15 protein-coding genes and 2 pseudogenes are annotated in these 12,793 nt (G+C 67.8%); 9 read left to right on the top strand and 8 right to left on the bottom strand.

The window, feature by feature from the left end; all coding sequences use genetic code 11:
- Positions 1-46: 46 nt before the first annotated feature.
- A complete protein-coding gene (locus tag CP976_RS42045; protein ID WP_150485069.1) occupies positions 47-226 on the bottom strand; it encodes a hypothetical protein in 180 nt (59 codons plus the stop codon).
- Positions 227-533: 307 nt separating this feature from the next.
- Complete coding sequence (locus tag CP976_RS42050) at positions 534-800, bottom strand: hypothetical protein (protein ID WP_150485070.1); 267 nt, start codon at positions 798-800, stop codon at positions 534-536.
- 301 nt (positions 801-1,101) lie between these two features.
- Between CP976_RS42050 and CP976_RS44195 the strand changes: the two are divergent.
- From CP976_RS44195 to CP976_RS42065, 3 genes and pseudogenes are all read left to right on the top strand, one after another.
- Positions 1,102-1,314 (top strand): annotated as a pseudogene (locus CP976_RS44195) (DUF2182 domain-containing protein); the annotation flags it as partial.
- Between the two features lie 144 nt (positions 1,315-1,458).
- Positions 1,459-1,728 (top strand): DUF6233 domain-containing protein, encoded by a 270-nt coding sequence (locus CP976_RS42060; RefSeq protein ID WP_150485071.1) that lies wholly within the window; start codon positions 1,459-1,461, stop codon positions 1,726-1,728.
- Between the two features lie 42 nt (positions 1,729-1,770).
- Positions 1,771-2,642, top strand: a protein-coding gene (locus tag CP976_RS42065) for an IS5 family transposase (RefSeq protein WP_373304893.1) whose coding sequence is annotated in 2 segments (ribosomal slippage) — positions 1,771-2,125 and positions 2,125-2,642 — 873 coding nt in all. Because the reading frame shifts where the segments join, the coding sequence is not laid out codon by codon here.
- Between the two features lie 22 nt (positions 2,643-2,664).
- Here CP976_RS42065 and CP976_RS42070 read toward each other — a convergent pair.
- The gene (locus CP976_RS42070) at positions 2,665-3,114 is read right to left on the bottom strand and encodes a nuclear transport factor 2 family protein (protein ID WP_167537520.1); all 450 of its coding nucleotides are present in this window, start codon (positions 3,112-3,114) and stop codon (positions 2,665-2,667) included.
- Between the two features lie 130 nt (positions 3,115-3,244).
- On the opposite strand from CP976_RS42070, the gene CP976_RS42075 reads away from it, so the two are divergent.
- The 4 genes and pseudogenes from CP976_RS42075 to istB all read left to right on the top strand — a co-directional run bounded on the left by CP976_RS42075 (position 3,245) and on the right by istB (position 6,497).
- A complete protein-coding gene (locus tag CP976_RS42075; protein WP_150478511.1) occupies positions 3,245-4,015 on the top strand; it encodes a transposase in 771 nt (256 codons plus the stop codon).
- A 101-nt stretch (positions 4,016-4,116) separates the two neighbouring features.
- A complete protein-coding gene (locus CP976_RS42080) occupies positions 4,117-4,887 on the top strand; it encodes a transposase (protein ID WP_150485740.1) in 771 nt (256 codons plus the stop codon).
- Positions 4,888-4,913: 26 nt separating this feature from the next.
- Positions 4,914-5,207, top strand: a pseudogene (locus CP976_RS44785) (Mu transposase domain-containing protein); the annotation flags it as partial.
- Positions 5,208-5,699: 492 nt separating this feature from the next.
- Complete coding sequence (gene istB, locus CP976_RS42090; protein ID WP_150485741.1) at positions 5,700-6,497, top strand: IS21-like element helper ATPase IstB; 798 nt, start codon at positions 5,700-5,702, stop codon at positions 6,495-6,497.
- Positions 6,498-6,578: 81 nt separating this feature from the next.
- Here istB and CP976_RS42095 read toward each other — a convergent pair whose 3' ends face one another.
- Positions 6,579-7,196: a TetR/AcrR family transcriptional regulator gene (locus CP976_RS42095; RefSeq protein WP_031144747.1), complete on the bottom strand. Its 618-nt coding sequence runs from the start codon at positions 7,194-7,196 to the stop codon at positions 6,579-6,581.
- Between the two features lie 105 nt (positions 7,197-7,301).
- Here CP976_RS42095 and CP976_RS42100 point away from each other — a divergent pair, with 105 nt between their 5' ends.
- Positions 7,302-8,483: a cytochrome P450 gene (locus CP976_RS42100; RefSeq protein WP_150485072.1), complete on the top strand. Its 1,182-nt coding sequence runs from the start codon at positions 7,302-7,304 to the stop codon at positions 8,481-8,483.
- A 434-nt stretch (positions 8,484-8,917) separates the two neighbouring features.
- Here the strand turns inward: CP976_RS42100 and CP976_RS42105 are convergent, their stop codons facing one another.
- Complete coding sequence (locus CP976_RS42105) at positions 8,918-9,634, bottom strand: site-specific integrase (RefSeq protein ID WP_229876568.1); 717 nt, start codon at positions 9,632-9,634, stop codon at positions 8,918-8,920.
- Between the two features lie 891 nt (positions 9,635-10,525).
- Here CP976_RS42105 and CP976_RS42115 point away from each other — a divergent pair.
- A complete protein-coding gene (locus CP976_RS42115; RefSeq protein ID WP_150485074.1) occupies positions 10,526-10,726 on the top strand; it encodes a DUF5133 domain-containing protein in 201 nt (66 codons plus the stop codon).
- Between the two features lie 468 nt (positions 10,727-11,194).
- Here the strand turns inward: CP976_RS42115 and CP976_RS42120 are convergent, their stop codons facing one another.
- The 3 genes from CP976_RS42120 to CP976_RS42130 form a co-directional block, all read right to left on the bottom strand.
- Positions 11,195-11,449 (bottom strand): hypothetical protein, encoded by a 255-nt coding sequence (locus tag CP976_RS42120; RefSeq protein ID WP_150485075.1) that lies wholly within the window; start codon positions 11,447-11,449, stop codon positions 11,195-11,197.
- 112 nt (positions 11,450-11,561) lie between these two features.
- Positions 11,562-11,819 (bottom strand): hypothetical protein, encoded by a 258-nt coding sequence (locus CP976_RS42125; protein ID WP_190147056.1) that lies wholly within the window; start codon positions 11,817-11,819, stop codon positions 11,562-11,564.
- Positions 11,820-11,879: 60 nt separating this feature from the next.
- Entirely contained in the window at positions 11,880-12,776 is an 897-nt protein-coding gene (locus CP976_RS42130; RefSeq protein ID WP_150485076.1) for an aminoglycoside phosphotransferase family protein, read from the bottom strand.
- Positions 12,777-12,793: the final 17 nt, after the last annotated feature.

Genomic DNA, 12,793 nt, shown 5'->3' on the forward strand with positions numbered 1-12,793 from the left:
GGAACGATCGGCCCACAGATGAGTCACCCGACCCATCGGACAGGGCCTAAGCGACTAGCGAGTTGTAGAGCTCGGTCATTTCGGTCTCGAAGGGAGGCGCGTTGAGTTCCCGGGCGGCCGGGATCACCCGTTCGCGAAGAAAGCGGTCGTGATGTTCCGCAGACTCCCAGACATCGACAACCTGCCAACCGCCTCCCTCCAGCGGCGCGGCGTAGTGGGCGATCATCCCACTCGGCAGGTTGTTAGGGTCAGGAATCCTGGTCGATGGTCGCCTGGTAGAGCTCCTTGGTCCAATCAGGGCTGTGGTGATACGCAAGGATGGGCACCCGCCAGCCCTCCTTTCATGCTGGTCGGTCTTTGCTCACGACGCTGGGTATCGGGGCTGAGGGCCGCGACCGCTGATACTCCAACCAGCGTGCTGCCGCAGCATCCGCTTGGCCTCAGGGGCGAGAGACCGCGCTCCAAGCGGCTTAGCGAGGCCCTGATGGCGGCCTGCCCGCCGGGAGCCGACACTCGCTGGCCCGCCCTGTACGTCAAGGCCCGTGCGGACGGCGACCGCCCTCACCGGGCGCTGCGTCCGGGGCAAAGTCGACGACCATGCGGGCGCCGAACAGCAGCTCGTCGCGGCCGGCCGCGAGCAGGGCGGCGAGGTCGCCGGTGCCTTCCTCCAGCTGCGCGGGGGCGGGGGGCACTGTGTCGGCTGGGGCGGTCAGGACGATGGCGCTGGACGTCAGCCGCCGAGCCTTCGTACGGCTGGAGCGGCAGGCTTCGCTGAAGGCGGTGCGGATCCTGGTCGCCACGCTGGAGGCCGCGGACTGGACCGTAGAAGCCGGCCACAATCTACGCCGACGAGCTGCGCGCGCTACCAGGGGCAGAACCGGTGCCCGTCCATGTCTGCCGTGCCGTCCGAGGGCGCCAGTACTGCACGCGGTGGCGTGGCCACTCCGACGAGCACCAGGACGACCGGACGCTGCACCAGTGGGTAGACGACGCCCCGCAGCCACCGCCCCGCTAGCCGAGTCCGATGTCTTCAGATATGGGCGCAGTCGCGGTGCGGCGGGGGGCGTGCTGTCCTGAGAATGTACGCAGGAGAGCTCAGCTATGCGTCACCTCCGGACTTCCGTCCTCGCCTCCGCTCGGTCGCCCGCGCCGACCGGAGCGGGAGGAGGACTGCTCCCGGCGCGGGAGCTCGCGGTCGCGTGGTCGCTGATCCTCCTGGTCGTTGTGCCGGCGTGGGTGCTGACCGTCGGGCAGGCACGGGACATGGGGGTCGAGCCGGGCACGATGGGGATGGCGCTGCCGCTGTTCTTGTTGCGCGGAAGCAGCGGTCCCAGCACTACACCCGAGACGGCGGTCAAGTACCCGACAGCCGCAAGCACGCCGAGATGATGGCTGGCGACTGCGAACTCAAGCTCAGAGGCTACGAGGTCTTCCGATTCGGCCACGACGAACTGAGGGATGCGGAACCAGCCAGGAACCATCGCGGACGCGGAGCGGCGCGAGGAGGAGCGCCAGCGCGGCATCGAGGCTCGGCCACCGGAGCCGGACTGGCTGATCGAGCGGGGTCTGTCCGGCGGGGACGCGGTCGACGTCCACGTCGGCGGCTGCTGGAACGCGGGGAAGCGCTCGAAGGGCGTCACTCAGGAGCAGGCACTGCACGCCCTCGCCGAGGGGGCCAAGCCCTGCCTGCAGTGCGAGCCCGACAACGCGCTGGGGTTCCTCGACTAGGGTCTGTTGCGAAAGTCGATCTTGATCGTGGATGATCATGCTCTGTGGGGCGTGGTGACGAATGGCCAGTGGGCCCGGCTGGAGCCGTTGTTGCCGCTGGGCATCAAGCCGGGCCGTCCGCCGGTGTGGACGCGGCGGCAGCTGATAGACGGCATACGGTGGCGGACCCGGACGGGTGCCCCCTGGCGCGACGTGCCGGAACGCTATGGGCCCTGGGATCGGGTCTATGACTTGTTCCGCCGCTGGCAGCGGGATGACACCTGGGCCAGGATCGTCACCCAGCTCCAGGCCGAGGCGGACGCGAAGGGCCTGATCACCTGGGACGTGAACGTAGACTCCACCGTCTGCCGGGCCCACCAACACGCGGCCGGGGCAGCGAAAAGGGGGGTCTGCAAAAGGAGCCGCCCGGCGGCATTGCCGTCGAGCCGGCCGACCACGGCCTCGGACGCTCCCGGGGCGGTCTGACGACCAAGATCCACCTTGCCGTCGAGCAGGGGCAGAAGCCTCTGTCGGTGCTGATCACGGCCGGGCAGCGAGGCGACTCTCCGCAGTTCGAGTCGGTCCTGGACGCGATCCGGGTGCCGCGGATCGGTCCTGGTCGACCCCGTAAGCGACCGGACCGTGTGCGGGCCGACAAGGCGTACGACTCCCGCCGCAACCGCGCCTACCTGCGAAGACGGGGTATCAAGGCGACCGTTCCGGTCCCGGCGGACCGAGTCCGCAACCGCCAGGAACTCGGCTCCCGAGGTGGTCGGCCGCCGAAGTTCGACAAGACCGACTACCGCGAGCGCCACGCGGTCGAATGCGGGATCAACCGCCTCAAGCGTCACCGGGCCGTGGCCACGAGTTACGACAAGCTTGCCGTCCGTTACGAGGCGACCGTGTTGGTGGCAGTCCTCAACGAGTGGTTGTGACCAGTGGGTTCTGCCGTCGACCTCAGGCTGTCGGTTTCGGCACGGCGCAGGCGTCGGCGATAGCCCGCGTGTCCCAGTAGAAGGGACGGACCTCGGTGATCCGCCCGTCCTTGACCGTGATCGCTTGCAGAATGGGGAAGCTGAGTTCACGGCCGGTCGCGCGAGCGCGAGCACGGACCTGTGTGAGCACGACCGCAGTCTCGCCGGTGGCCAGGAACTCCTGCTCCACCATGTCGAACGACTCCCACACCTCTCCCATCATGAGGAAGAACTGCGTCATGCCCTTGTGCCCACGCCAAATGCCTCCATAGGGCAGAGCATCTGCTTGATGCAGCTCGACATCCGGCGCAAAGAAGGGAGCGAGCAGGTCGAACGAAGCCTCGCCAGGGCCTCCCGCCGCCAGGTACTCCGCCTCAGCCGCATACAAGGCGGTGAGAACTGTTGCTGACTCCGTAGTGGATGACATCGTCATGCCGCCAGCATGAGCACCACAGCAGGACCTTGCTGGCGGCAATCAGACATCGTTGTGCCGCGCCGTCGGCACTTCCGCAACACGCCCTAAAGGGTGTTGCAGAAGGCTTGGTGGCGGGCATTTTGCCTGTATGGGTGGGGTGTTGAGGGCTGAGTTGGTGTGGGTGGAGACGTTCACCGGGTTGCCGATGGGGCGCTTTGAAAAGCTGCTGCGGGTGGTGCGGGAGCGAGGCGGCAATGGCCCCGGTGGTGGCCGGCCGTGGTGTCTTCCGCTGGCCGAGCGGGTGCTGCTGGTCGCCGTGTACTACCGCACGAACCTCACGATGCGGCAGCTCGCGCCGCTGTTCGGCTGCTCGCCTGCCACTGTCTGCCGGGTCATCCAGCGGCTGGGACCCTTGCTTGCGCTGGAGCCGGCGCCCAGGCCGGTGCCGGGCACCGACCGGTTATGGATCGTGGACGGCACCCTGGTCCCGGTCCGTGACCGGCAGGTCGCAGCCTCCTCGCGCAACTACCGGTTCTCGGCGAATGTGCAGGTCATCATCGATGCCGACACCCGCCTGGTGGTGGCATCGGCCCGGCCGGCACCCGGCAACAAGGCGGATGCGCATGTCTGGCGCGAGTCGGTCCTGCCGGACGTGGCGGCGGGCACGACGGTGATCGCGGACGGCGCCTACCTGGGCACCGGGCTGATCGTCCCGCACCGCAGACGAGCCGGACGTCCACTCCTGCGCGGCCAGGAGGAAGACAACACCGAACACCGGCGCGTGCGGGCCCGCGTCGAGCACACCTTCGCCCGCATGAAAAATTGGAAGATCCTGCGCGACTGCCGCCAGAGGGGCGACGGCCTCCACCACGCCGTCCAGGCCGTAGCCACCATGCACAACCTCGCCATGGCAGGGTGAAACAGCAGGCCAGCCATCACCCAGACATGCCCACCACCAAGCCTTCTGCAACACCCTTTAAAGGGTGTTGCAGAAGGCTTGGTGGCGGGCATTTTGCCTGTATGGGTGGGGTGTTGAGGGCTGAGTTGGTGTGGGTGGAGACGTTCACCGGGTTGCCGATGGGGCGCTTTGAAAAGCTGCTGCGGGTGGTGCGGGAGCGAGGCGGCAATGGCCCCGGTGGTGGCCGGCCGTGGTGTCTTCCGCTGGCCGAGCGGGTGCTGCTGGTCGCCGTGTACTACCGCACGAACCTCACGATGCGGCAGCTCGCGCCGCTGTTCGGCTGCTCGCCTGCCACTGTCTGCCGGGTCATCCAGCGGCTGGGACCCTTGCTTGCGCTGGAGCCGGCGCCCAGGCCGGTGCCGGGCACCGACCGGTTATGGATCGTGGACGGCACCCTGGTCCCGGTCCGTGACCGGCAGGTCGCAGCCTCCTCGCGCAACTACCGGTTCTCGGCGAATGTGCAGGTCATCATCGATGCCGACACCCGCCTGGTGGTGGCATCGGCCCGGCCGGCACCCGGCAACAAGGCGGACGCGCATGTCTGGCGCGAGTCGGTCCTGCCGGACGTGGCGGCGGGCACGACGGTGATCGCGGACGGCGCCTACCTGGGCACCGGGCTGATCGTCCCGCACCGCAGACGAGCCGGACGTCCACTCCTGCGCGGCCAGGAGGAAGACAACGCCGAACACCGGCGCGTGCGGGCCCGCGTCGAGCACACCTTCGCCCGCATGAAGAATTGGAAGATCCTGCGCGACTGCCGCCAGAGGGGCGACGGCCTCCACCACGCCGTCCAGGCCGTAGCCACCATGCACAACCTCGCCATGGCAGGGTGAAACAGCAGGCCAGCCATCACCCAGACATGCCCACCACCAAGCCTTCTGCAACACCCTTTAGGCCGCGGCCGGTGAGCGAGTACTTCGCCGTCGAACGGCCGTTGCTGCAGCCGTTACCGGACGAACCCTTCGAGACGGGGAGGCTGTTCAGCCTGCGGGTGGACCGCTTCAGCCAGATCAGTGTCCGTACCAACCGCTATTCGGTGCCGGTGCGGCTGATCGGCCGGACCGTCCGGGCCATGCTGTACGCGTCCAAGCTGGTGGTCTACGACGGCCAGCAGGAGGTCGCCCGCCATGAACGGCTGATCGCCAAGGGGAAGACCCGGCTTGATCTGGACCACTACCTGGAGGCGCTGGTCCGCAAGCCCGGTGCGTTTCCCGGGGCCACCGCCCTTGAACAGGCCCGCCCCGCAGGGAAGTTCACGCCGGTTCATGACGCCTGGTGGGAGGCGGCGAAGGCTGCCCATGGCGAGCGGGACGGCACTCGGGCTCTGATCGAGGTCCTGTTGATGGGCCGCCACGTCTCCCATGAACTCCTGGTCGCCGGACTTGCCTCCGCGCTCAGGGCCGGCGCCCTGACCCCGGACGCGGTCGCCCTGGAGGCACGGAAGGCGGCCGAAGCCGACGAGGTCGCGGCTCCGGTTGTCCCTGCGGAGCCGGAACGGACGAACGTGACCTTGCTGACCGAACGGCGGCTGGCCCAGCTGCCGCCCGACGCCCGGCCGCTGCCCTCGGTCGCGGCCTACGACCAGCTGCTGCGAGTCCGGCAGCCGGCCGACCGCCGACCGCCCCGCCCTCCAGAAAGAGATGCCGTGACACTCAAACGACACCGCGGGCTGACCGAACAGGCGGCCACCGCCGCCGTCGACCAGGCATGCCGCATGCTCCGGCTGCCGACCATCCGGGCCCAGTTCCCCGAACTGGCCGAAGCCGCCGCCCGCGACCAGATGTCCTATCGCGGCTTCCTCGCCGAACTGCTGATGGCCGAGTGCGACGACCGGGCCCGCCGCCGCTCCGAACGGCGCATCAATGCGGCGCAGTTCCCGCGGGAGAAGTCGCTGCGGGCCTTCGACTTCGAGGCCAACGGGAACGTCGACGCAGCCGTCATTCACACCCTGGCGACCTGCGAGTGGGTCAAGAAGGGCTTGCCGCTCTGCTGGATCGGCGACTCCGGCACTGGCAAGTCCCACCTGTTGATCGCGCTCGGCACCGAAGCCGCCATGGCCGGCTTCCGGGTCCGCTACACACTCGCCACCAAGCTGGTCAACGAGCTGGTCGAGGCGGCGGACGAGAAGGTCCTGACCAAGACCATCGCCCGCTACGGACGCGTCGATCTCCTCTGCATCGACGAACTTGGCTACATGGAGCTGGACCGCAGGGGCGCTGAGCTGCTGTTCCAGGTGCTGACGGAGCGTGAGGAGAAGAACAGCGTCGCCATCGCCTCCAACGAGTCGTTTGGAGGGTGGACAAAAACATTCACCGATCCACGGCTTTGCGCGGCCATCGTCGACCGCCTCACCTTCGGCGGGAACATCATCGAAACCGGCACTGACTCCTATCGGCTCGCCAGCGCCAGGGCCGCCCGGGCGCAGAGCGCAGCCTCAGGCTGACCCGTCCGAGCCTCAAAAACCGGCCAGAGACTGCGTTCACCGCTATCCGTGCCACGACCGAGTGCGCGTGCGCTGAACACGCTAAGCCGGGCGGGGGAGCGAGTTGAGGCCGTCGATCGCGATGTCTGTGGCCCTTTGAACGGCTTTGTAGGTCTGCTCCGGCCGGTCTCCCCGCTTTTGGCATGCGGCGACGACGACCTTGATCGCCCCGACCAGCGAGCCCACCGCCGCGGCGGCCTCGACGAGGTCCAGCTCGGGGCAAGCGAGGTGGAGCGCTTCGGTCAGCTGTAGCTGGATGTCGAACAGCAGGTGCAGTTCGCGCGCCTGAAGTGCCGGGACCGACGCGATCAGCCGGGTCCGAGCCGGGCCGACCTTCCGCGCCAGCTCCGAGTCCGTGTCCGCGAAAACACTCTGGTCGATGACGCGCCGCAGCAGGTCGGCCACCGGTTCGCCGGGCTGCCGTTCTCCGATGATCTCGACCGCGCGCTCCAGTCGCGACCTGTCGTCGAAGAAGACGATGTCGTCCTTGCTGTCGAAGTAGCTGAAGAAGGTCCGTGTCGCGATGTCTGCGGTGGCCGCGATCTCCGCCACGGTTGTCTGGTCGTAACCCTTCTCGGCGAACAATCGCAGGGCGCCTTCGATGAGCGCTTGCCTCGTGCGCATCTTCTTCCGCTGGCGCAGCCCTGGTTCGCTGGTCACGACAGCACCTTACCGCTTACCGCATGCGATGTAATTTTGCATTCATTGACGTTTTGCAGTGAGTGCTGTTTTATCGGGAGGTCCGTACCGACCGAGGAGCGGCTGATGGAGAGCACGTCCCCGGCAGTAGTCATGCCCACGGCCCGCCAGAACCCGTTCGATCCGCCCGAGGAACTGCGCCGCCGGCAGGGGCTCGGCCCGATCCATCGGATGACCTACGCCGACGGTGGTCAGGGGTGGTTGGTGACCAGCTTGGCCGCGGCGCGGGCGATCCTGGCGGATCCTCGATTCAGCGTCCGCCCGGACCACATGCGCTCACCGATTGCCCAGCCGGCAACGGCGCCCGTGCCGCCGGGATTCTTCCTCCGCATGGACCCGCCCGAGCACGACCACTATCGGCGGTTACTCACCGGTGACTTCTCGGTGCGCCGGATAAAGCTCCTCGAACCGGAGATCGAAGCGATCGTCAATGACCAGTTGAACGCGATGGAGCTCGCCGGGGGCCCGGCCGACTTGTTCAAGGCATTCGCGCTGCCGATCCCGTCACAAGTGATCGGCGAACTGCTCGGGGTGCCCTACTCCGACAGGCAGGGGTTCCAGCGGAACGCCGCCACGCTCTTGAACGTCGACCTCACACCGGAGCGCCGGCAAGAGGCGGTCAGGGAGCTCATGGCATATCTACGGGACCTGCTGCGCCACAAGCGTTCCTGGCCAGAGGAAGATGTGCTCAGCGGGCTCGCTGCGCACGAGGGACTTGCTGCGGACGAGAGGGCCGGACTGGCGCTCCTGCTCCTGATCGCGGGGCATGAGACGACGGCGAACATGCTTGCGCTGGGCACTTTCGCTCTGCTGGCCAACCCCGCACAGTTGGCTGAGGTCCGCGGCAAGGAGGAAGACGCCCCTGCAGTGGTCGAGGAGCTGCTGCGTTACCTCACGATCATCCCTCACGTGGTCCGCGTCGCGCTCGAGGACAGCGAGCTCCACGGCTGCCTGATCAGGGCTGGCGAGTCCGTCACTGTCGCACTTTCCGCGGCGAACCGGGATGCTGACCATTTCGCCGACCCGGACGCGCTTGACCTCACCCGCTCCACGGCCGGACACCTCGCGTTCGGTCACGGCCTCCACCGGTGCCTCGGGCAGCGACTGGCCCGCGCCGAAATGCGCATCGCCCTCCCCGCACTGCTTCGCCGCTTCCCGGCGCTACGTCTCACTGTCGCGCCCGAGGAAGTGCCACTGCGGTCGGCCATGACGGTCTACGGCGTGCGTGAACTTCCGGTCACCTGGTAGGCAGATCAAGGTCGAGAAGAACGACGTGTGCTCGGCGACTTGCAGCGCGACGTCTGCGAGTTTGAGCAACGCCCCTTCACTGCCGGCTCCCCACCGCCATCCGGCCCTTCAAGCACCGCCCGCATCACCGCCCCCAGACACCTCCCCGACTAACGCGTCCAGCGGATACCCGCATCGGACCACGATCGTCTGGATCAAACTCACCCAGGTGCACGGCATGGATCAGTTGCGGCCTCCGGTGTTGTCACTTCTCGTCGACATTTCCGACCCGAGTGATCGCTAAGTGCTTGCGGAAACCGCCGACAAATGTTGTCCGTTCCCACCTACGAAACCAGCCGGGCCGTCATCTGATTCAGGCAGCGTTCGAGCCGGTCGAGGCAGGCGAGGCCCGGGCGGGAAGTTGCTGTGCTCAGGCCGCTGGAGCCGACGGCACCTCACCCGGACTGCCGAGGTGAGGTGCCGTCCCGGCCAGCGATGTCGCGGAAGGTCGGGATACCGAGATCCACGGCGGTGCTCCGGCGAGCCAGTTCGGCATCCAGCTGAGCGAGCTTGTCCTGGGCTCCGGCAAGGCTGACCTCAAGTCCTTCCAGCTCGCCGAGCCAGCCTTCGCGTTCGGCCTCGGTGATGCGGGCCACGAGGTTGTCGCGGATCTCGATGAGCCGGCCACGCTGGTCGGGCTCGGGGCGGAGCATCGAGCAGCGGACGCAGGCGTGCTCGTGGATGCACGAAGTGCCGAAAGCGCGGGCACAGATGCCGATCGAGAGCTTGCGGCGCTCGAAATGGCCGAGAAAGGCATCCCACTCCTCTGCGGTGGGGGTGCGGTATTCCTCGCTGGGGCGCAGAGTGCGGCGGCGGGCGATGAACGCGCGGTGGGCTTCGATGGCCTCGGCCGGGTAGATCGCGTTGTAGCCCATGGTGGTGTTGATGTCGGAGTGTCCGGCGATGACTTGGGCGATGTGTGGGGGGAGTCCGCTGCGGATGGCGTCGGTGATGAAGATGCGCCGGAAGTCGTGAGGGTCAAAGTCCAGGGGGCAGCCGTCGGCGTCGGTCAGGCCGGTGGCGTCGAGGACGTCGTTGAGGCATTTGCGGAGGAAGTCGCCGTTCATGGCGGAGATCTCGCCGCTGCGATCGTACTGGAAGAGCAGCGGCATGGGCGGATTCCATACGCGTTCGTTGTAGTCGTAGGCGGCGACCTGCGGGACGGCGCCGGTCCGCGGGTCCCGGATCCGTTTCGCAGTGGGCCCGCGTCCGCGCCGCGTACCGCGGGCCGGGTGAGGGCTTGCCGGTGATCGCGTTTGGCGTACCCGCGATCTTCTTGCGCACCGTCTGCGGGGCCGTCTCGGCGGTGTAGCCAGCCTTGCGATGCCGCCAGTGCAGGCGCTGCGGCTTGTTCGCGATCTGCATCCACCGGGTGAAGTCCCGTGCATCTGTCCGCGTCGCCCGATTCCACTCGATGTCGAGTGCCCACAGGAACCGCCACCAGCGCAGCAGGTCCATGCCGTAGGAGCGAATCGTGGAGGCAGGTTTGTCCTCAGCCTGGAGCTCGGCGAAGAAGACCTGGACGGGCTCGACGACGGCACCGCTGGAGCCCAGTAACTGGTAGGGCGTCCACCGCTCTCCGGTCTCGTGCAGTCTGCCGATCTCTGGCAGGACGAACGCGGTCAAGTCCCTCTCGGGGAGGTCGCCTTGAAGCATCCCGGGAAGCTAGCGGAAGAGGCCGCTGACCTGCGAATACTCAAGGGTTAGTTCGGTTAACGTGACAAACCAAAGCTGATCGCGCCGCTCCAGATGTTCCGGGGCATGACAGACCTCCGCGACTACCCCGAGCAACACCAGGCTATGAGGCCTATGGCAGCCGCGCATGTGCTCCACGGACCCTGGGGGAGAAGTCGTCACCGGGGGCCGACCCAACCTCAGCGCGATTCACAAAAGCACAAGTGGCCCGGCGGGCTGCTCGTCTTCCGGGTGCGGGGGGCTGCGGGACTTGCGACCGTAGGAGTGGAGAAGGCGGGTCCGATCGGGCGAGGACGGAGGCGGTCGTCATGCTCACGGCGCATCCTTCGCTCCTGCGGGAGCTTGTTGAACGCTGCGAGATGCTCAGGCGGTGCCTGGCGTCCGGGGGTAGCGCGGAGACCCGGCGCCAGCTTGAGGACGCGGCGTACACGCTGTGTGTGCTCACGGGCACCCGCCAGTTGGACACGGCGCTATCTGCGGCTCGCCGACAGCTGGCCGACACCATGTGACGCGAGCGGCTTCTGCGGCGTTGAATCGAGTGGTCCTCGGTGGCGCTCTGGACGTTGATAGGCACGGCCACGACATCAAATCTCGTCGCCCAGACCGGACGCGGCAACACTGCCGGTTCAGTGCATGGGTGAGGGGGCTTTTGTCGTACGTGGGGATCTGACGCCTTCCGCGCGACGGCGTGCGCCGGTTGATCAGGGGAGCGTGGCAGGTATGAGGGGCGTGTCGGGTTCGGGTGGAGGCCGCTGCGGCCTCGTCCGCCGGCGGACCTGACCGGGCGAGCCGAAAGGGCCCTTGGGCAAGCCTCTCCTGAACGGGGGCTTGCCCAGGCTGTCCCGTCGGCGCTGGGGCCCCGCGAGCCGAACACTCAGTGCGGCGGGCCGACCGGTGCCCGGCATGCCCGGCAGCTCGCCCTTAGCGGCTGACCGCACCAAGTGTGTGTCGATGATCACTTCCCGGGTGGGGGCTGGTTATTGGGTGGTGTGGGTGAGCCAGCGGTGCAGTGCGGTGTGGACGTAGTCGGGCAGGGTGCTGAGGTGGTCGATGGCCTCGCGGTCGCCGGGCTTGGGGGCGACGCCGGCGGTGGTCAGTGCCGCGTGGAGTTCCAGGCGGTGCACATCCCGCGCGGGGAGGGTGAGGTTGATGCGTTGGGTGGGGTTGGGCGGTGGCAGGAGGAAGTCGTCGTGTGCCCAGGACGGTCGGCCAGGCGTGGTGGTGTGGGTCATGGGCAGGGTCCTTTCAACGCTTGGGTTGTGGAGGGGGACTTCGCGTGAGGGGAAGCCGGTTGCGGCCGGCGTAAGGGTCCACCCGGATGCAGCAGAGCAGCTTGGACTGCTCCTATGACCTGGTGAACTGCTTGCGCCGCTGCTGGGCGAGAGCCCCCCGGCCCAACGGGCGCGGCTTGCCGAGATCCGCGACAACTTGATCGCCCGAATCGCCGAAGCCGAGACGGAAGGCCGGCTCGGCGAGGTCGGAGGTCTCCGGGTCAGCCTGGCCGACGCCGAGGAGAAGCTCCGCCGGCTCGATCAGAGCCCCGGGCAGCACACGGCCGTCGACCTCGGCATCCCCATCACGCGTGGTGATCGATGAACCCACGAAGGTGGAGTGCCGCACGGTCCTCGACCAAGATCGAGAAAGAGTTCGAAGAAGCGTGCGTCAAACGCCCTTCAGAACACGGTCAAGTGCCGCCCGGCCTGCAGGTCCCCAGTGCGGCTTGCCGCCGGGAAGACCCCGATCTCCGTTCTGTCCCATGAGTATCAGGAAGAGGCTTTTCATCGCGGCCAGCCCGCGGGCGCGCCGGATCGTCGCCTCGTCTGCATGGGCGTAGGTGTCGAAGAACCGTGCGGCCGTGCCCGCGGGGAGCAGCACCCATGCGGCGGCGAGGTCCCATGCCGGGTCGCCGGCGAACAGGGCGCCGAAGTCGACGATGCCCGACAGCGTTCCGTCCGAGACGACGACGTTCGCGGGATGAAGGTCGCCGTGCACCCATACCGGCGGGCCATCCCACTCGGGGGCCGCGACGGCATCGTCCCAGACGGCCCGGATGTCGGCAGCGATGTCGTCGGGGACAACGGCCTGGAAGAAGTTGTCGAAGCCGTCGGTGCACTTCTTGGGGTGGGCGCCGTAGTCCGAGCTGATCGGCGCCTCGGCGGGCGCCTCCACATGGAGCGCCCGGAGGAAGCTCGCCAGCGTGTCGGCCGCGTGGTCGCCGCGGCTGATCGAGCCGTGATCCAGCGGCTCGCCGGGAACCCATGTCATCACGGTCCAGTGCTTGGGGAAGCGCTCGGAGGGTTCACCGCACCGCACCGGGGTCGGCACGGGCAGCGGCAGGCGCGGGGCCAGCACGGGTAGCCACCGTCGCTCCTTGAGCTGGAGTTCCGGGGTGGGGTCCATGCGCTGCATGCGCACGGCCAACTCGTCCCCGAGGCGCCACATCTGGTTGCCCCAGCCGCCCGCAATCTCGCGGATGGCCAGCCCTGCAAGGTCTGGATGTTGCTCCTGCAGCAGGTCGCGCACCAGGTCTGCGGTGATCTCGATCTCGGTGTCGGTCATGCGAAGTCACAGTACTG

The sequence above is a fragment of the Streptomyces coeruleorubidus genome (assembly GCF_008705135.1).
In the GTDB taxonomy this organism is placed as follows: domain Bacteria; phylum Actinomycetota; class Actinomycetes; order Streptomycetales; family Streptomycetaceae; genus Streptomyces; species Streptomyces coeruleofuscus.